Source organism: Isorropodon fossajaponicum endosymbiont JTNG4, assembly GCF_016592615.1.
Classification (GTDB): domain Bacteria; phylum Pseudomonadota; class Gammaproteobacteria; order PS1; family Pseudothioglobaceae; genus Ruthia.
Map to the genome: position 1 here is coordinate 837,464 of NZ_AP013043.1, position 19,218 is coordinate 856,681.

At 36.4% G+C, this 19,218-nt stretch carries 14 protein-coding genes and 4 pseudogenes; 14 read left to right on the forward strand and 4 right to left on the reverse strand.

The annotated features are described in order from the left end of the window. Window positions 1-698: 698 nt before the first annotated feature. Window positions 699-980: pseudogene (locus tag CVFO_RS04965) on the reverse strand (transposase); the annotation flags it as partial. 30 nt (window positions 981-1,010) lie between these two features. Next, window positions 1,011-2,117 (reverse strand): annotated as a pseudogene (locus tag CVFO_RS04970) (IS3 family transposase). Between the two features lie 41 nt (window positions 2,118-2,158). On the opposite strand from CVFO_RS04970, the pseudogene CVFO_RS04975 reads away from it, so the two are divergent. Both CVFO_RS04975 and CVFO_RS04980 read left to right on the forward strand, forming a co-directional pair. Next, window positions 2,159-2,587 (forward strand): annotated as a pseudogene (locus tag CVFO_RS04975) (transposase); the annotation flags it as partial. Window positions 2,588-2,907: 320 nt separating this feature from the next. Further along, window positions 2,908-3,339, forward strand: a complete 432-nt coding sequence (locus tag CVFO_RS04980; RefSeq protein WP_225879216.1) for an Hsp20/alpha crystallin family protein — start codon at window positions 2,908-2,910, stop codon at window positions 3,337-3,339. Here the strand turns inward: CVFO_RS04980 and queE are convergent, their stop codons facing one another. Continuing rightward, a complete protein-coding gene (queE, locus tag CVFO_RS04985) occupies window positions 3,340-3,981 on the reverse strand; it encodes a 7-carboxy-7-deazaguanine synthase QueE (protein ID WP_201338960.1) in 642 nt (213 codons plus the stop codon). Next, window positions 3,974-5,971 (reverse strand): excinuclease ABC subunit UvrB, encoded by a 1,998-nt coding sequence (gene uvrB, locus CVFO_RS04990; RefSeq protein WP_201340413.1) that lies wholly within the window; start codon window positions 5,969-5,971, stop codon window positions 3,974-3,976. The genes queE and uvrB overlap by 8 nt, the downstream gene beginning before the upstream one ends. 60 nt (window positions 5,972-6,031) lie before the next feature. Here uvrB and CVFO_RS04995 point away from each other — a divergent pair, with 60 nt between their 5' ends. From CVFO_RS04995 to CVFO_RS05050, 12 genes and pseudogenes are all read left to right on the forward strand, one after another. Continuing rightward, window positions 6,032-7,210 carry a pyridoxal phosphate-dependent aminotransferase gene (locus CVFO_RS04995; RefSeq protein WP_201338961.1) on the forward strand — a complete coding sequence of 393 codons (1,179 nt, stop codon included), beginning with the start codon at window positions 6,032-6,034 and terminating at the stop codon, window positions 7,208-7,210. Between the two features lie 400 nt (window positions 7,211-7,610). Then, window positions 7,611-7,964 (forward strand): TonB C-terminal domain-containing protein, encoded by a 354-nt coding sequence (locus CVFO_RS05000; protein ID WP_201338962.1) that lies wholly within the window; start codon window positions 7,611-7,613, stop codon window positions 7,962-7,964. A 19-nt stretch (window positions 7,965-7,983) separates the two neighbouring features. Further along, complete coding sequence (locus CVFO_RS05005; protein ID WP_201338963.1) at window positions 7,984-8,466, forward strand: tetratricopeptide repeat protein; 483 nt, start codon at window positions 7,984-7,986, stop codon at window positions 8,464-8,466. Between the two features lie 13 nt (window positions 8,467-8,479). Beyond that, complete coding sequence (locus CVFO_RS05010) at window positions 8,480-8,890, forward strand: hypothetical protein (protein WP_201338964.1); 411 nt, start codon at window positions 8,480-8,482, stop codon at window positions 8,888-8,890. Between the two features lie 136 nt (window positions 8,891-9,026). Continuing rightward, window positions 9,027-12,257: a UvrD-helicase domain-containing protein gene (locus CVFO_RS05015; protein ID WP_201338965.1), complete on the forward strand. Its 3,231-nt coding sequence runs from the start codon at window positions 9,027-9,029 to the stop codon at window positions 12,255-12,257. A 65-nt stretch (window positions 12,258-12,322) separates the two neighbouring features. After that, complete coding sequence (locus CVFO_RS05020; RefSeq protein WP_201338966.1) at window positions 12,323-12,994, forward strand: helix-turn-helix domain-containing protein; 672 nt, start codon at window positions 12,323-12,325, stop codon at window positions 12,992-12,994. A 36-nt stretch (window positions 12,995-13,030) separates the two neighbouring features. Beyond that, window positions 13,031-13,285 (forward strand): hypothetical protein, encoded by a 255-nt coding sequence (locus CVFO_RS05025; protein WP_201338967.1) that lies wholly within the window; start codon window positions 13,031-13,033, stop codon window positions 13,283-13,285. Next, complete coding sequence (locus tag CVFO_RS05030) at window positions 13,286-13,468, forward strand: hypothetical protein (protein WP_201338968.1); 183 nt, start codon at window positions 13,286-13,288, stop codon at window positions 13,466-13,468. Between the two features lie 38 nt (window positions 13,469-13,506). Continuing rightward, complete coding sequence (locus tag CVFO_RS05035) at window positions 13,507-13,860, forward strand: lysozyme inhibitor LprI family protein (RefSeq protein WP_201338969.1); 354 nt, start codon at window positions 13,507-13,509, stop codon at window positions 13,858-13,860. Window positions 13,861-13,985: 125 nt separating this feature from the next. Beyond that, a pseudogene (locus tag CVFO_RS05040) lies at window positions 13,986-16,083 on the forward strand (DNA methyltransferase). A gap of 1 nt (window position 16,084) precedes the next feature. After that, window positions 16,085-18,013 carry a DEAD/DEAH box helicase gene (locus CVFO_RS05045; RefSeq protein WP_201338970.1) on the forward strand — a complete coding sequence of 643 codons (1,929 nt, stop codon included), beginning with the start codon at window positions 16,085-16,087 and terminating at the stop codon, window positions 18,011-18,013. Then, window positions 18,006-19,184, forward strand: coding sequence for a GIY-YIG nuclease family protein (locus tag CVFO_RS05050; RefSeq protein WP_201338971.1), 1,179 nt, complete (start codon window positions 18,006-18,008; stop codon window positions 19,182-19,184). The genes CVFO_RS05045 and CVFO_RS05050 overlap by 8 nt, the downstream gene beginning before the upstream one ends. Window positions 19,185-19,218: the final 34 nt, after the last annotated feature.

The following is a 19,218-nucleotide window of genomic DNA, read 5'->3' on the forward strand; positions in this document are numbered from 1 at the left end:
GATTACAAATAATCATTACAAATGGTATAATCTCTGCAGGACCTTGAGAGAAAAAGGGTTATCAAGTAAAGGAGATAAATAAATGGATATAAATTTTCCATACCAAAAGCAATTGAACTATCATTAACTGATGCTTTATTAGAGCTAAAAAATACAATAGGTATAGACTTTCTAGCTATAGAAGAAAAAATTCATGGCACTTTTTTTGAAACTTTTGATTCGGGTGAGTCTTTTTCTGACAATTTTGGAGATGGCTATTCTGAAATACTAGAAAATTGGGGTTTTTTACCTTCAGATTATGATTTAGAAAGTGAGGAAATCGAAAATCTCTTAAATGATTTTTTATTAGCCAGTCTTAATCAAATAATAAAAGAAGAAAGGCAAAGTCTCATCAATCAAATGAGAAAAGGTGTAAGCATAGAAAAGGTTGAACGCTATGATACATCTTATTTAGAGTCCCAAGCAGAATGGGTAACTGAAAAATTATCTGAATTAACACAATAACTATAATATTAAAATGGATTCCATGAATACAAGTCTAAATCATATGCTCTATCTTTGTGTTGGTAGCAAAAAGAAAAGAACAATTCATATAGTGGGTTGTGAATATAAAAAACACCTTAATGAATACAATTCTTTCACTTTTAAAAGTGAAAAGGAGGCAATAGAACAAGGCTATCCTCATGCAGGATTATAAACTAATTCACTGCTTGTGACCAATTTCTAATTGGCATCGTCCATTTCTTACTGGCTGCTTCAATGGCCAAAAAGACAACTTTAAAAGCAGAATCATCGTGATTAAAAATCTTTCTATTCTTGATAGATTTACGAATCACTGAGTTTAAGGATTCAATGGCATTGGTGGTATAGACTGCCTTTCTAATGGCTTCAGGATAAGCAAATATTGTTGCTACATTATCCCAATGACGTCGCCATGATTTGGCAATGCTTGGGAACTGTTTACCCCACTGGTGTTCAAACTGCAATGCTCTAACCTACTTGGACACATTTCAAGCCGCTTTTTTCAATTCAGCCATCTTTTGAGCAGGTGTTAAATACCCAATCGCTGAATGAATCCTTTTGTAATTATACAAGTAGATATAACCCTCTACATTTTGCACGACTTCACTATGATTTGCAAAACTTTGATAATTTAATCTCTCAGTCTTCAGACTTCTAAAGAAACGCTCCATGACCGCATTATCCCAACAATTACCTCGCCTGCTCATGCTTTGAGTAATGTTGTTCTTGTTGCAATAATCAATAAAAACTTTAGAAGAGTATTGAGTCCCTTGATCAGAGTGGAACATGTGTTTATTTGTATTGGGCTGGTGTCTAGACACAGCATTACTAAGCGCATCCTTTGCCAACTGAGCATTAGGCTGTTTTGACAATGCCCAACCAACAACTTGTCTTGAGCCTAAATCCAACACACTGGCTAAATAACTCCCACCTTGATAGGTTTTGATATAGGTAATATCACCAACCCAATGCGTATTAATTGATTGCTGCTCAAACACACGATTTAATAGGTTTTTTGCCTTTTTAAACATCAATCTAGTATTAGGGTAATAATGACGCTTTCTTGGGCGTATGGCAACTACATTGGCTTTTTTCATTAGCGTTGCAGTTTGGTAAATACCAATGTTATAACCTTGGTTATTCAAAACTACTCGCATTCTGCGTTTGCCATAGGTGTATCCAACTTCAATAGCAGTTTGTTTGATTAATTTAATCATAGCGTTGGTGTTGTTGTTTACTCGCTTATCTTTGACTTGATAGTAATAACTACTGCGAGGAAGTTTGAGTAATGCTCATAATTCTTTAGTATTGTATTGTTGGCAAGCCTTGTTTATCTTGATAATCATATCACTTGGTGATTGTCCACAGCGAACAAGGCTGTTGCCTTTTTTAAGATTTCATTGTCCCTTTGTGCGCGCCAAAGTTGTTTCTCAAGCAGTTGTATTGTTTGTTGTTCAGAAGTCAGCGCTTTGCCTGACTCTGGTGTTTGTCCACCAAGCTCTGCTAGGTATTGTTTTCTCCATCTGCTAACTGCTGAGGAGCAAGCTCCTGATATTATCATGATTTTTTTTATTGGTGTAATTCTCATGCACCATGAGTTTGGCATAATCTAGTGTTTCCCCCTCAAGGGGGTATTGAACAGAATGTTCAACGGTGTATTGTGCATATGGTTAGAAACTCCCTTAAATATGTGGGTTACAAAGACAGAAAGCAGGTTGCCAGTAGTCTTAAACAAATTTACCAGTCCATCAGTGAAGATGAGGCTTTACTCGCATTAAATGAGTTTGAACACCAGTGGGGTAAACAGTTCCCAAGCATTGCCAAATCATGGCGACGTCATTGGGATAATGTAGCAACAATATTTGCTTATCCTGAAGCCATTAGAAAGGCAGTCTATACCACCAATGCCATTGAATCCTTAAACTCAGTGATTCGTAAATCTATCAAGAATAGAAAGATTTTTAATCACGATGATTCTGCTTTTAAAGTTGTCTTTTTGGCCATTGAAGCAGCCAGTAAGAAATGGACGATGCCAATTAGAAATTGGTCACAAGCAGTGAATTAGTTTATAATCCTGCATGAGGATAGATTAAAGGATTATGTCTGATTTTTAACGAGGGCTTTACACAATCTGGTTTACAGGGTCAAGAATCAGTGGAAGTAAATACTGATACCCACCATCTAGATACAATGAAGTCAAAGGTAGAACACCTAAGATTGAAACAACATTGGCTATATTTTTAAACAAAAAATAAAAAGAATGGAATTTTGGAGAGGGAATTATGAATTACGCAAAGGTCTCACTTAACAATAACTGTTAAAAAAAAAATAATGTATAAATTACTACCCATATTACTAATTTCTAGTGTGATTAGTGCTAATTCGTTGAACAACGATCTCTTTGATAATGGCTTTAAGCACAATGTTTGGCGCGATTTTGAGCAACTGTTCCAACAGTTTAATTATAAAATGAGCCAAATACAAAGCTCTAGTAACTTTGGCACAAAGGGTAGAAGGTACTTTGATAATCAAACAAACAACTACATTATTCAATTAAAAGTTAATGGGCTTAATAAAGAGAACCTTGATATTTCTACCAACAATGGTCGTATTTTTATCAAAGGGCGTGTTAAAAAAATTCAAAACACCGCTCACAGTTCAAGCACCTCGTCTGGCAGTTTTTCCCAATCATTTACACTGCCGTATGATGTTGATACTGATAATATCAATGCAAGTTTTAACAATAATATCTTAACTGTCTCTATTCCAAAACTTAAACAGCCAAAACTACAGATACGAAAAATCACTATTCAATAGTTACTTGCCTTTTTCATCACCCCAAAGTAGTTTATGCAATTGTAATTGCAGTCGTACATTTAGCTGTTGATCCAAAATCCAATCTGCCAATTGCGTTGGCGTAATATCGCCAAATACGGGTGAGAATAATACGCCTGCAGTGGTGGGATATTGGCTCAAAATAGCCACACTCCAATCAAAATCAGCACGTGACCCGATGACAAATTTAAGCTGGTCTTTGGTGGTTAATTTTTTAATATTTGTGTATTTATTTTGTTCAGATTCGCCAGAACTTGGGGTTTTAATATCCATAACTATTGACACTAAACCATTAACCTCTTGTATGTTAATACTACCACTGGTCTCTAAAGAGACTTGATAATTATTTTTAACCAATTCATCTAACAATAAATAGCAGTTTTTTTGTGCTAATGGCTCACCACCTGTCACACAAATGTAAAGGGTATCGTATCGCTTGATTTTTTTAATAATTTCATCAACTGCCATTAAGTTATTGCCCTTAAATGCATATTCAGTATCACAATATGTGCATCTAAGTGGGCAGCCTGTTAAGCGAATAAATACGCTAGGCAAGCCAACTTCACGCGCTTCACCTTGAAGGGAATAAAATATTTCATTAATGTTTAATTTAGTGTTAATCATAATGCTTTTTAAATTGAGTGTCTTTGAGCTGTTTAATCTGATTACGCACATCTGCTGCACGCTCAAACGCCAAATCGCTAGCAAAACCATACATTTTCTTTTCTAATATTTTAATTTCTTTTGCTAATTGCACGGGTAAAAGTTGGGTAAACACTTTCTGAGTACCATCTTCCTCGATCTGGTTACTGGTTAAATCTGTATCAAGGATATTAATAATAGGCTTATCAATGCCTTTAGGAGTGATGTTGTTTTTCAAATTATAAGCTTGCTGTTTAATCCGACGTCTTTTGGTTTCATCCATCGCTTTTTGCATCGATTTGGTTATGCGAGCAACGTATAAAATGACGTGTCCATTTATATTTCTAGCTGCTCGCCCCATGGTTTGAATTAATGAGCGTTCAGAGCGTAAAAAACCTTCTTTATCCGCATCTAAAATAGCCACCAAAGACACCTCAGGAATATCCAAACCTTCACGTAATAGATTAATACCAACCAGAACATCAAATATACCTAAGCGCAAATCGCGAATAATTTCCACCCTTTCAACCGTATCAATATCAGAATGTAAGTAACGAACTTTAACATGATGGTCGTTTAAGTAATCACTTAACTGCTCACTCATTTTTTTGGTCAAAGTTGTCACCAATACGCGTTCGCCCGCTTTAACGCGCATACGTATTTCACTCAGTAAATCATCCACCTGAGTATCCACAGGTCGAATGTCAATCTCAGGGTCTAACAATCCTGTTGGCCTTACTACTTGTTCAGCAATCACACTAGAAACTTCCAACTCATATTGTGCAGGCGTGGCAGACACCAAGATACATTGATGAACTCTGTCTTCAAATTCTGAAAATTTAAGTGGTCGATTATCCAACGCACTTGGTAGGCGAAAACCAAACTCAACAAGCGTTTTTTTGCGTGCCCTATCACCTTTATACATACCACCAATTTGGCTAACAGTCACATGCGATTCATCTAAAATTACCAATGCATTATCGGGCAAATAATCCAACAATGTTGAGGGTGGCTCGCCAGGGTTTTGATTGGATAAATAGCGCGAGTAATTCTCAATACCTGTGCAGTATCCTAACTCGCGCATCATTTCGATATCCATATGTACGCGTTGTGTTAAGCGCTGTTCCTCAACTAATTTATTCACAGACAATAACTCACTTCTGCGATCTTTTAGTTCTGCTTTAATATCATCTAACATATTCAAAATTTTAGATTTTGGTGTAACGTAGTGTGTTTGTGGATAGATGGTAATTCTTTGCAAAGACTTTAGTTTTTCCCCTGTTAAAGGATCAAACCAATAAAGTTGTTCAATTTCTTCATCAAACATTTCAATGCGTATGGCTTGTTCTTCAGAATCAGCAGGAAAAATATCAATCACTTCACCTTTAACTTGAAAATGACCACGTATTAAAGTAGCATTACTACGCGAATATTGCATTTGCGACAAACGTGAAAGTATCTCACGCTGATTAGTAATTTCCCCGACACTCAAATGCAGCAACATGGCCATATAACTTTCAGGGTTGCCCAGGCCATAAATAGCAGACACACTAGCAATAATAATAACATCATCACGCTCTAATAACGCCTTAGTGGCAGATAGGCGCATTTGCTTAATTTGCTCATTAATAGAAGAGTCTTTTTCGATATAAGTATCAGAGGCGGGTACATAAGCTTCTGGCTGATAATAATCATAATAAGAAACAAAATATTCCACTGAATTGTGTGGAAAAAACTCCTTCATCTCACTATACAATTGTGCTGCTAATGTTTTATTGGGTGCCATAATCAAACTGGGGCGCTTAGTCTGTTGAATAACATTGGCCAATGTAAAGGTTTTACCCGAGCCAGTTACGCCAAGCAAAGTTTGAAACTTAGCACCAGCATTCACACCATCAACCAAAGTTTTAATCGCTTCTGGCTGATCCCCACTAGGGGAAAATTTCGATATCAGTTGAAATTTATTGTCCACACGCAAGATTTTTTCATTAACATAAACACTCAATTTTAATCTATTTTCTTATTAATAACCATGTCAGCACATCTTTCCGATAGGGTTCAAAAAGTTAAACCTTCAGCCACGCTTGCTGTTACTGCAAAAGCCAATGAATTAAAATCTCAAGGTATTCAAATTGTATCCATGGGTTCTGGTGAGCCAGACTTTGACACCCCTGAAAACATTCAAAAAGCAGCTATACAGGCTATTAAAAATGGTCAAACTCGTTACACAGCGGTAGATGGTACACCTATATTAAAACAAGCGATTATTGACAAATTTAAACGAGAAAATAACTTAACTTACACCAATACTGAGGTCATGGTTTCATCAGGTGGCAAACAAGTATTTTATAATCTATGCCAAGCTGTGCTAAATCAAGGTGATGAAGTGATTATCCCTGCACCTTTTTGGGTAAGTTACCCAGATATGGCTCTTTTAGCTGATGCAACACCAATCATTATTGAAACAGGATTGGAGCAAGACTTTAAAATCACACCAGAGCAACTAGAGGCAAGCATTACTAGCAATACTAAATTATTTGTTATTAACAGCCCTTCTAACCCTACAGGTGCGGTTTATTCTCAAGCTGAGTTACAAGCACTAGCAAAGGTATTAAAAAAACACCCAAAAGTATTAATCATCACCGATGACATTTATGAGCATATTCGTTGGGGCAATGATGATGGCTTTGTTAATATTGTTATGGCTGATAAAACACTGAAGAATCACACCATTATTCTCAATGGCGTGTCTAAAGCCTATGCGATGACTGGTTGGCGCATTGGCTATAGCGCAGGTCCAGAAAATATTATTAAGGCCATGAAAAAAATCCAAGGTCAGTCCACCTCCAATCCTTGTTCAATTGCCCAAGCTGCCGCTTTAGAAGCTTTAAATGGCGATCAAAGCATTATTAATATAATGGTTTGCGCTTTTGAGAAAAGGCATGACTTTATTGTTGACGCATTAAATGCAATTGATGGCATTGAATGCCCCAAATCACAAGGTGCCTTTTATGCCTTCCCAAGAGTTAAAGGCTTAATTAGTCGCCTTGGTTTAAAAAACGATATTGAACTTTCTACTTACTGCTTAGAAGTGTTAAACATTGCATTAGTCCCAGGTTCAGCCTTTGGTGCACCAGACTATGTGCGTTTTTCGTTTGCCACGAGTATGGACAACATAAAGCAAGCCGTTGAAAAACTCAGCAAGGTCTAAAAACTACCATACTAAGCCAGTATTTTAAAATAAAAAAAATCCTATCATGTAGATAGGATTTTTTTGCATTAATGGCTCCTCGAGGTGGAGTGTAACTATCCCTAATATACCTTACTACAAGTACATTACAAACAATATAGGTAATTTTGTACTCACAAATGTACTCACAAATGAATTAGTTATTTATTATGGATTTACTAATAATAACTGGTAATTTATAGTTAATGAGAATGGTTCTCATCTAGTGATTGATAGACCCTCCCTCTAACTTTTATATTCAATTAGACCCACCCTGGGGGCCCCTAATGGCAGTACGGATGTATTAATAAACCATCACTTTTAGATGAAACAGGATTTCAAATTAATCATCCAGTATTTCATTTTGGTCTACAATTGACCTATGAAACTAAAAATATTATCAACTTTATTAATATCATTAGGGATAGCTATCAGCTACCCAGCTCTAGCTGATGAATCAACTCAAGCTAAGAAAGACCATTTAAATAAGGTTTATGAAAAATTTAAAAGTGAATGGAGAATCCCAAAAGCAAAAGATGGCTGGACTTGTGAAGTGTATATCTTGCAAGATAGAGATGGCAATGTATTGAAGAGTAATGTCAGTAAATGTAATACTGATGATAAGAGGTTTATTAGTCAAACTGAGAAGGCTGTCAAACTAGCATCACCTTTTCCTAGGGCATCAGACGAAGTATTTACCAGTGAGTTGATTCTAAACCCAACAATAAAGGGGTGACGTTGATGTTCTTAGAAAGATGCGGAAAAGAGTATTAGACGGAGACCTTAAGGCAATAAAGGCGGCTGAAGTACTTAAGAAGTATCTTGATAAGAAGATGGAGGATGACCCAGTCTTTCGCCAATCTATGGAAGACACAAAGGAGAGGCGACTTAACCAACTTAGAGATGCCGTTATCGCTCTAAAAAGTGGTGATTCTAAAACTGCCTTTAAGATTTGGCTGCCATTTGCTGAAAGAGGAAGTAGCACTATACAATGGAATATAGGTTCACTATATCAATTAGGCGAAGGCGTTGATAAGAACATAGATAAAGCTTTCTATTGGTACGAGAAATCAGCTGAAAAAGGGTATCACGCTGGTCAACACAGCCTAGGCAAAATGTATCAAAAAGGTACTGGGGTAACCCAAGATATTGATAAGGCTGTTTACTGGTATAAGAAAGCAGCTAAGCAAGGGAATAAGCAAGCACTTGAGGTACTTGATGAATATAATTTAAATTAAATTAAATTATATTATGATAATTAAACACCTTAGAACAGGATTTTTATTTATTGTTGGGATAATATGTTTTGGATCTATATATCACGTTGCTGGTCTTTATGCTCGGCACATTATTGATTCTGGTATACCTGGCTCAATAATTACCAGCTTGATTGGTGCTGCATTTGTAACATTCATTCCTATAATTGCTCATCTAGCAATTGTTGGGAATAAAGCTCCTGTTAAAGACCACGAACTAACTAGTAGAAGTATATTTCTAAATTTTGGTTTGTTTTGTTTTGTTGTAACTTTTTTAATTACTTTGTTAATTCGTTCTGATTTTTTAATCAGTTATTACAGTCTTGCAACTGTGTTGTTAGCAATATGGACGTTTTTTGGAATCGCTCAAATGATTGCTACACTTGATTTCGATAAAGAAGATTAAGTTAATCTATCAATTAGAAGAAGAATGGGCGATACAAAATTAAAAGGGAGCAATGAACTTTATTGATTTAAGAAATAATCGTATAAAGGAAATTTGCATAGCTTGCCTAGCTTAAATACTAATAAAGAATAATATTATGGCGGAGACAAAACATCTTATACCTGGACTATTCTGGAGACTCCTTGGATTCAAAGGTGGTTCTATTGATATTAGTGAAAAAGGGATAACATTACACAAAAGTGATAAAAGCTACTTTATTGATAACCATGCCTTTGTAAAGAAAGGATTTATTACAGGAGGATGGCCTAGTTTTCTTGTATTCAACACCACCCAAGGTGAAATTAAGTTTGGCCCCCTATCCCACGCTAAAGCCACACAGGCATACGAATGGCTACAAAGCTATTGGTATAAAGAAATCTTCCCTGAAATAAATAAAACATTCAAGAGCTTACAGCGAAGACTTACGAGTCGATATATTAGAAGTTCCCAGTGGCCTGAGATTATAAGTGATGCACAATCTGCATTAAATAGATTTGTAAAGCCACCTAACGAAGGTTTGGTGGATGACAAGATAAGACATCCTTTTATCAAGATAAACATCTATGCCCATATGGAAAGAGACAAATTGGATGATTATCGAAAAGAATATCTAACTCGAAAGAAGAAACAATTTAAGAAGTATTTTAAGAATATCGAATCTCACCCATTAACCGAAGACCAAATCGAAGCCTGCATCATAGATGAAGACAACAACCTAGTATTGGCTGGAGCTGGTACAGGTAAGACCAGCACCATGGTTGGTAGAGCTGGATTTCTGTTGGAAAGTAAACAAGCTAAACCTGAAGATATACTAATGCTTGCATTTACCAAAGAAGCATCCAAAGAAATGCAAGAAAGAATGCAGCAAAGGATAAATAGAGATGATGTAAGTATTAGCACCTTTCATAAACTAGGCATAAATATCCTCTCTGAAGTTGAAGGTGGTCAGCCTAATATTAGTAAATATGCTGAAGACAACAAATCTAAAAATAGCGTATTCAAACAAGATGTTAGCAAGTGGATTGACGAGCTATTAGAACAAGACAGTTATAAAGATAAAGTTATTAAGTATTTTGAAGATTACTTATATGTAGAAAAGAGTCCGTTCGATTTTAAAACTCAAGGTGAGTACTTTACTTATATCGAGGCTGATGAAATACGAACCTTTAAAGGTGTAAAAGTAAAAGGCCATGGTGAGCGAATTGTAGCAAATTTTCTTCTCAGGATGGGCATTGAGTACGAGTATGAAGCCAAATATAAATTTGATACAAAAACAATAGAGTACAGACAATATAAACCTGATTTTTATCTACCTGAACATGATGTTTATATTGAACATTTAGGAGTAGATAGAGACGAATCGACTGCTCCCTACATTGACAAAGATTTATACCATCAGGGAATACGGTGGAAGCGTAATATTCATAAAATCAATAAAACCAATCTAATCGAGACATTCTATTATGAGCATAAAGACGGAACATTAAGAAGCAACCTAACCAAAAAGCTTAATGACTTAGGTATTGAGTGTAATCCATTGCCAAACGATGCAATTATCGAAACCTTACGTGAACATGAGGAAATAACCAAGTTCTCCGATTTAATGGCTGAGATTATTAAGAGATATAAAGCCAACTGGTTTGATCAAGACAAGTTAAACAGCAAGATAAACGCTTCTCCGTATAAGAAACATTTAAATATTGCATTAGAGTTAATGATGCCATTGATGAATAGGTATGAAAAAATACTAAGGGATAACGACGAGATAGACTTCGAAGATATGATTGGTAAAGCTTTGGAGTATGTATTGGATGGTAGTTTTAAGCCACAATGGAAATTCATTATGGTTGATGAGTTCCAAGATATATCAGATCCTAGAGCTAGACTAGTACAAGCATTAAAAGAGAAATCAGTTGACTGCTCTTTGTTCTGTGTTGGGGATGATTGGCAGGCTATTTACAGGTTTAGTGGGAGTGATATTAGTTTTACAACAGGATTCTCAGAATACTTTGGAGCAACACAATTTACCAAGCTTAAAAAGACTTTCAGGTTTAATAATAGCATTGCAGAAGTGTCTTCACAATTTGTTCTAAAGAATCCTTTTCAAACCAAGAAATCAATAACCACCCTCAGCAAGGTTAAAAAACCAGCTATTTCTATACTTAGAGAAAGTAATAAAGTTGTTGCTGGAGATGACAAGGAACTAAATTTACTGTTAAGGAGGCTTGCCAAACAACCAGATAACAACAATTCTCCTTATTTATTAGGCAGATATATGCAGGTAGACAAAGTCCTGCAAGCTATTAATAAATTAGACCGAAAAGTTTCTGTATTAATCTTAGGGAGATATAAATATACAATACCTAGCCCTGCAGAAATGAAACTGCATAAGGAAAAGTTTCCTAATTTAGAATTGAATAAACACACAGTCCATGCTTCAAAAGGTAAAGAGGCAGATTACGTTATTGTTATGAGATTACAGTCTGGAAAAGATGGCTTTCCTTCGGAAAAAACAAATAATCCACTACTAGACGCCCTACTACCAACCCCTGAAGATTTTGAATTTGCAGAGGAAAGAAGATTGTTTTATGTGGCAATTACAAGAGCTAAAAAGCGTTCTTATTTAATAGCTGATATGTCTACCTCTTCAAGCTTTGTAAATGAACTTATCAATGAGGATTACGACATTGAGTTGAATGAGTTTGAAATCGCCCAAGAACAACGAATCTTTCAAAAGTTTCATTGTATCAAATGTGAAACTGGAGTTATGCAACACAAAGTCAGGCGTAAAGATAATGCCACCTTCTATGGCTGTTCTCACTGGTCCCTTTGTAAGCACACAGAAAATGAATGCAGTCACTGTGGAGGTGCAATGACAAGGGTTAATGAATCTAATAAATATAGAGTTTGTTTGCCTTGTAAGAATTGGGTGTTAGTTTGCCCTGATTGCGGTGACGATATGAAGTGCATTTCTGGTAAATACGGCCTATTCTGGAGAGGTTTGCGTTCACATAGTGACGACAAAACTACATGTCAATATACAGTCAACAATAATAAAGTTATTCCGCCAAAAGGATATCCAAATATTGAGCAATTAATGGGTAAAAAGTTTAGTAGTCGCAAAGATGCTAAACAATATGCAGAAAAAGTTACAACAGAATCCAAAAAAACAACGCATCTAGTAGAGAATGAGTTTGACTTTGAGGTTTTTTCTAACTGGGATGATGCAAGTGAGTACGCTCAAGAGAAGCCTGGTAAGAGGAGTATTGAAAGACTAGATGAAAGACTAGATAAAGGAAGAGGATTTACCGTTAAAGAGAAAAAGTAGTTTGTATTAATTGACGTTACTCTATTTATGTTGTATGATGTACAACAAACAACATAAAGTCAGATATGAACACAACAGGTTTTGGTTACTTTCTAAGAGATATTCGTGAAAACGGTAAGATTTCTTTGCGCAAGCTAGCCCAAGAAACTCAGCTTGATCCAGCATATCTTTCACGAATGGAACGTGAAATGAGTCCAGCTCCTAGAGTGGAAATTGTTCAACGACTCGCTAAAGCACTTTGTGGTCTGCAAAACTTATCAATGGCAGAATGTGAAAAACTGAAACGTGATTTACTAGATTCAGCAGGACAACTTACTGAGAGCGCTGATTTGATTGATGACCTAAAGCAGCGTTTTGCGGAACGATTAAGAGACCAAGGGATGGAGGAATCCTACATTGTTGATGCAGTCAGCAAGGTTAGCTTAGAAACTATGGACAGAATCTTAAGTGGCCTAGAGAATTTAGAAATTGGTTGTATCAGTCATTTTGTACCTGGTCCAGATTATTTACCGCTTGATGAAATTGAAGAGCGTAAATCAAAAGGCGAAGAAGTACACTTATTGAAAATGAAGGAAGTGCCTGCTTCTCCATCTCCTAGAAGAGCGAGCAAAGCTGTCAAAAAAACTAAGTTTCGAGCTGGCTCCCGTGCTTTTATTGAGGTCGATGGCGACCTGACCCCCTATCAAGAAGAGTTACTGAGGTCGATCACTAGTACGGTGCGACTCATACTAAAATAAAAATAAGATAAATAATAACAAAATAGGAGAACGAAAATGATTAGAAGATCAAAAGGCTACGCAGTGGTAGAAGTAATGAATGCTGATAGAGAAATTAGAGCATCATTCAGCAAACTTGTGGATGCAATGGCGTTTCATAATGATGACAAAATTGACATTGAAAAAGCAAGAATGCAATTTAAGAAAATAACCGATCGTGTGATTCGTGATTTTGAAGAAGATATGATGAATTTTCCTTCGCATAGCGATTCACAAAGACCAGTTGAAAGAAGAATTTATACACACCAGTAGATGTTAGAGAGTATACAACTTAGCGATTATCAACCTGACGAATTTAAGGAGTTGTACGTCTGTGCTTTAATACTGATGGCGCAAGATTCATCAATACAGGATGCACACAGTAGAGTGGAAACCTTGAGAGAGGGGTTAGAGTTTGAAGTAGAGGTCATACCAAATCGTGAAGAGACACACTAATGTCATGAAGATCAACTAAAAACAACCTTGGTATTTAGATGAAAAAACTAATATTATTATCTTTATTATTAAGCTTTAGTGCCTATAGCGACTGTTTAGACAACGCCATAACAACCACTGCTATGGTTGCTTGTTACGAGACACAGTTAGAAATAGAAGAGCAGAAACTAGATGATATGCTTAACAAGGCTTACAAGAAATCAGACTGGATTGCTTATGAGATTGAGCAGTCGCAGAAGTATTGGCTTCAATATAGGGACGCTCAATGCAGTGCTATATATTCTTTCTATGAGAGGGGCACAATGAGATTTATCGCTCATCCTTCTTGTATGGTTGAGTTGAGCAAGCAGAGGCAGAAGGAAATTTATACAAGTTTTGTTGAGGATTGGTAATAATTTTGTTGATAGATAAGTAGTAGCTAAGAAGATAAGAGTAAATAAGCTATGCACCCTATGCACATTGATTTAATGCATAGCTTGCATAGCTTTAATAGGTGATAATTAATACATAAATCATTATGAATATAACACAGATAGAACAAAACCTTAAAGGCCTAATCGATTCATTCGATAAGGATGAGTTTATCTATGATTTATTATTAGCTTACGGAAGGCCTAAGGCGTCCATTACTCGTCTTAAAAGTGGCAACTTAAACCTGTCTTCAGTAGAAGGTGAAGTATCCTGGAAGAAGCAATTATTCTTTAAAGAAGAATACAATGCTGACCTACACCTAACAGTTTCAGAGTTAGTTAAAACAATCAAGAATGACCAAAGGTTTGTCATCGTTACTGATTATGAAACTCTTCTAGCGATTGATGCCAAGACACTAGATAAGCTTGATATTAAACTAACTGATTTACCTAAGCATTATGATTTCTTCTTGCCTTGGGCTGGCATGGAGAAAACTCAGCATCAAGATGAAAATCCTGCCGATGTTAAAGCTGCTGAGAAGATGGCTAAGCTATTTGATAAGATTAAGGAAGATAATCCAGATGACTCACCTGAGTTTATTCATGGTCTAAATGTCTTCTTATCAAGGCTGTTGTTCTGTTTCTTTGCAGAAGACACTAATATCTTTACTGGGAATCAGTTTACTTCTAACATAAGCTCACACACACAGCCTGATGGCAGTGATTTACATAGTTACCTAGCAAGCTTGTTCAAGGTATTAAACACACCTGAATCGGACAGACAAGGCCTACCTGATTACTTAAAAGAGTTTCCTTATGTCAATGGTGAGCTGTTTAGTAAAGAGCATCAAATACCTGTATTTAAGACCAAATCAAGACAAGCGATTATCGATAGTGGTACGCTAGACTGGTCAAGCATTAACCCTGACATCTTTGGCTCAATGTTCCAAGCAGTAGTTGGAGAGACTGAACGGGGTAGCTTAGGCATGCACTACACCTCGGTGCCTAATATCATGAAGGTAATCAAGCCTTTATTCTTAGATGATTTGTATGAAGCCTTTGATAAGTCAATTGGAAATAATAAGAAGCTAATTAAGTTAGCTGATAGACTTAGTAAGATTAAGATATTCGACCCTGCTTGTGGCTCAGGGAACTTCCTGATTATTGCCTTTAAAGAGCTTAAGAGATTAGAGATGGAAATCTTTAAAGAGTTGAACTCTTTCACCTTTTCACAAATAACACCTTCACAGTTCTACGGTATTGAAATAGATGACTTTGCTCATGAAATAGCCAAACTGTCTTTATGGTTGACCGAACATCAAATGAATGTTGAGTTTAATAATGAGTTTGGCAGGGCTAATCCAACGCTACCACTTAAGAAAGCTGGCAATATTACTTGTGCAAATGCTACGAGAATTGATTGGGAAGAGGTTTGCCCTAAAGATCGAGATGATGAAATTTATGTTTTAGGAAATCCTCCCTATTTAGGTTCAAGAAATCAAAATCTTCATCAAAAAGATGATATGAAATTTGTATTTACAACTGGATACAAGAGTTTAGATTATATTTCTTGTTGGTTTTATCTGGGTGCGAACTACATAAGGGGTGTAAATATAAAGTGTGCATTTGTATCTACTAATTCAATATCTCAAGGCGAACAAGTGTCACTTACATGGCCAAGAGTTCTAAAAAAAGATGTAGAGATATTTTTTGCTTATCAGTCATTTAAGTGGAAAAACAATGCCATAAGCAATGCTAATGTAATAGTTGTTATTATTGGCATTGCAAACACCTCTAGTGATAAAAAATATATGTTTAAGGAAGCGATAAAGCATGAAGTTTCAAGTATAAATGCATATGTTATGGATGAGGGCTGTTGGAGGAAGGCTAAAAACAGATTATAGGTATTCAAAAAATGTTGTTTACAATACCTTTCCATTTCCAACAATGAGCAAGAGGCAAAAAGAAGAATTAACTCAACATGTTTTTAATATCCTGGGTGAGCGAGAAAAGCACCCTGAGAAGACATTAGCCCAACTCTACGATCCAGACAAAATGCCAGACGGTTTACGAGAAGCTCATCATCAAAATGATTTAGCGATTGAGAGTTGTTATCGTAGCAAGCCATTTGAAAATGATGAAGAAAGACTGGAGTATTTATTTAAACTATATGAAAAGATGATTGCCGAAGAGGAGACTAAGTAATATGCCAAATTTAATTGATGTTGAATACGCTCAAACGGGCCAAAGCACCAGTACCAATGAGATGGGTATGCGAGACATGCAGGTTCGTGCCTTTGATGGTCGTGATGCTCAATACATTCTACTAAAGTCTCCACCAGCCTCAGGCAAGTCTCGTGCTTTAATGTATATAGCGTTAGACAAGTTAATCAATCAAGGTGTTAAAAAGGTAATTGTTGCCGTGCCTGAACGCTCAATTGGTGGCTCGTTTGTGACAACTGATTTAAAGTCCAAAGGATTCTTTGAGGACTGGGAGCCAAGTGATCGATATAACCTTTGCACCCCAGGGGGAAGCAAGAGCAAGGTCAAGGCTTTCCATAACTTTCTAGATAGTGATGAACAGATACTAATTTGTACACACGCCACACTTCGCTTTGCATGTGAGGGGATAGATGAAAGTCAGTTTAACGATGTACTATTGGCAATTGATGAGTTCCATCACGTGTCGGCAGATGTAAATAGTCGATTAGGTGAACTATTAAGGCCAATCATGAATAGGTCTTCCGCACATATTTTTGCCATGACTGGTTCGTACTTTAGAGGAGATAGTGTTCCAATTCTATTGGCAGCAGATGAAGCTAAATTTACTAAGATCACTTATAACTATTATGAGCAGTTAAACGGCTATAAATACTTAAAGTCTTTAGGTATTGGCTATCACTTTTATCAAGGTAAATATACTTCTGCGATTATGGAAGTATTAGACACAGACAAGAAGACCATTCTTCACATTCCTAATGTCAACTCAGGTGAGTCAACCAAAGACAAGCATAATGAAGTTGATTTCATTCTAGATGCTATTGGCGATGTAGTGAGCCAGGATGCCGATACAGGCGTTATTCATGTCAAAAGACATGGTGATGACGGCAAGATGTTAAAAATAGCCGATTTAGTGGAGGATACCGCTCTTGAAAGGGATAAGATTGTGGCTTATTTGAGAGGTATGAATTCTGTTGATGACATGGATTTAATTATTGCTCTGGGTATGGCCAAAGAAGGATTTGACTGGCCATATTGTGAGCATGCATTAACCGTTGGTTACCGAAGTTCACTCACTGAAATCATTCAAATCATTGGCCGAGCCACTCGTGATAGTGACAATAAGAATCATGCCCAATTCACTAACTTAATTGCTCAGCCTGATGCAGATAATGATGAGGTTAAGATAGCTGTTAATAACATGCTTAAAGCTATTACTGCGTCACTATTAATGGAACAAGTTCTAGCCCCTAGCTTTAAATTTAAAACCAAATTATCAGATGATGACACATCAACAGGCAGGACAATAAAAGTTGGCGGCCTGAAAGAGCCTAGCTCTAAACGAGTTAAAGATATTGTTGAGTCTGACTTAAATGATTTAAAGGCTGCGATATTACAAGACCCTCAGATGCTCAAAGCCATGCCAGGCAATATAGACCCCAAGGTTATGAATGAGGTGTTAATCCCTAAAATCATTAGAACCAAATACCCTGATTTATCTGACCAAGAGTTAGAAGAAGTACGTCAGCATGTAGTGACTGATTCAGTGATTAAGAATGGTGAGATTAAAAAAGTAGGTGACAAACGATTCATTCGTATGGCGGATACTTTTATTGATATTGATGAGATAAACATAGACTTAATTGATTCTATTAACCCCTTTCAAAAAGCCTTTGAAATCATGTCTAAGTCAGTCACTAAACAGGTGCTTAAAGTTATTCAAGAAACTATCCAGGCTACAAGAATTAAGATGGATTGGGAGGAGGCAAAGATACTGTGGCCCAAGGTTAAAGAGTTTGTCAAAGCCAATAAAAGAGAACCAAGCATTGAATCTCGTAACCCTCAAGAGCAACGTTTGGCAGAATGTGTAATTTACCTTAAAGAAGAGAAAAGAAGGAATGCCCAGAATGGATAAAGAGCAAGCTCTATCCGCTATATTTGCAGATGACCCTTTAGGTATTCTTGTAATAAGGGCAGCTTCAGCACCGAGAACATCTGATGAGAGGCTAGTGTCTTCATTCCAAGAGATTACTGATTTTTATACAGCCAACGGGCGTGAGCCAGAAGCAAATCAGAGTGATATTGCAGAGTACCAATTACATGCAAGATTAAACAGTCTTAGAGAAGACACTGATAAAGCCGAATCGTTAGAAGAGTACGATCAGTTTGATTTACTTAAGGTTGAAGAAAAAGAAATTAATTCTATTGATGATATATTTGATGATGACTCCCTAAATATTCTTGGTGGAGATGATGAGGGTCTGTTTGATTTTGAACACACACCAAAGCAAAAAGATATTAATAAAGCTGACTTCGTTGCTCAAAGAAAACGATGCAAGGACTTTGATAAATATGAGCAGCAGTTCAAAGACATTCATCATGACTTAAAAGCAGGAAAAAGAAAGCTTATACCTTATCAAGAGAAGCAATTAAATGAGGCAGGCAATTACTTTGTTCACAATGGAATCTTGCTTTACCTTGAAACTATTAATGACCTAGCAAAGGATAGGTTTCATAAGGCTGATGGTAGAACTAAAATCATCTTTGAAAATGGCACTGAATCAAACATGAAGCTTCGTTCACTTGGTAAAAATTTACTAAAAAATAGCAAAGCAGTTACAGCTAATACAGAACAATACGATGAAGACTTCCTTAAAACCTTTAATAATGTAACTGATGAAGACGATGAAACAGGCTTTATCTATGTCTTAAAATCGAACAGCATGGACGAGACTATTGCATCAATTGCCAACCTGCATAAGATTGGATACTCAAAGAATGATGTTGCTGGACGAATTAAGAATGCAGAGCATGAGCCAACCTATCTAATGGCCTCAGTTTCAATTGTTGGTATTTGGCAATGTTTCAATATGAATCCGCAGAAGTTCGAGCAATTACTCCATAACTTCTTTGGCATGACATGTCTTGATCTAGATGTGTTTGATGACAATGGCAAACGTCATAGGCCGCAAGAGTGGTTTATTGTCCCAATTGAGGCAATCAATCAGGCGATTGAAATGATAATTAGTGGCGTTATTGTCAACTATAGATATGACCAGGAATCTGAATCTATTGTATTAAGATAGGCCCAATTAAAGCTAGGCAAGCTATGCACTTTGC

Bases quoted from the DNA above. Each gene is read 5' to 3' on its own strand.
- CVFO_RS05000 (WP_201338962.1), top strand. From the start codon at position 7,611: ATGAAACTAAAAATATTATCAACTTTATTAATATCATTAGGGATAGCT.
- CVFO_RS05010 (WP_201338964.1), top strand. From the start codon at position 8,480: ATGATAATTAAACACCTTAGAACAGGATTTTTATTTATTGTTGGGATA.
- CVFO_RS05045 (WP_201338970.1), top strand. From the start codon at position 16,085: ATGCCAAATTTAATTGATGTTGAATACGCTCAAACGGGCCAAAGCACC.
- CVFO_RS05025 (WP_201338967.1), top strand. From the start codon at position 13,031: ATGATTAGAAGATCAAAAGGCTACGCAGTGGTAGAAGTAATGAATGCT.
- CVFO_RS05015 (WP_201338965.1), top strand. From the start codon at position 9,027: ATGGCGGAGACAAAACATCTTATACCTGGACTATTCTGGAGACTCCTT.
- queE (WP_201338960.1), bottom strand. From the start codon at position 3,981: ATGATTAACACTAAATTAAACATTAATGAAATATTTTATTCCCTTCAA.
- CVFO_RS05035 (WP_201338969.1), top strand. From the start codon at position 13,507: ATGAAAAAACTAATATTATTATCTTTATTATTAAGCTTTAGTGCCTAT.
- CVFO_RS05050 (WP_201338971.1), top strand. From the start codon at position 18,006: ATGGATAAAGAGCAAGCTCTATCCGCTATATTTGCAGATGACCCTTTA.
- CVFO_RS05005 (WP_201338963.1), top strand. From the start codon at position 7,984: ATGCGGAAAAGAGTATTAGACGGAGACCTTAAGGCAATAAAGGCGGCT.
- CVFO_RS04995 (WP_201338961.1), top strand. From the start codon at position 6,032: ATGTCAGCACATCTTTCCGATAGGGTTCAAAAAGTTAAACCTTCAGCC.
- CVFO_RS05020 (WP_201338966.1), top strand. From the start codon at position 12,323: ATGAACACAACAGGTTTTGGTTACTTTCTAAGAGATATTCGTGAAAAC.
- CVFO_RS05030 (WP_201338968.1), top strand. From the start codon at position 13,286: ATGTTAGAGAGTATACAACTTAGCGATTATCAACCTGACGAATTTAAG.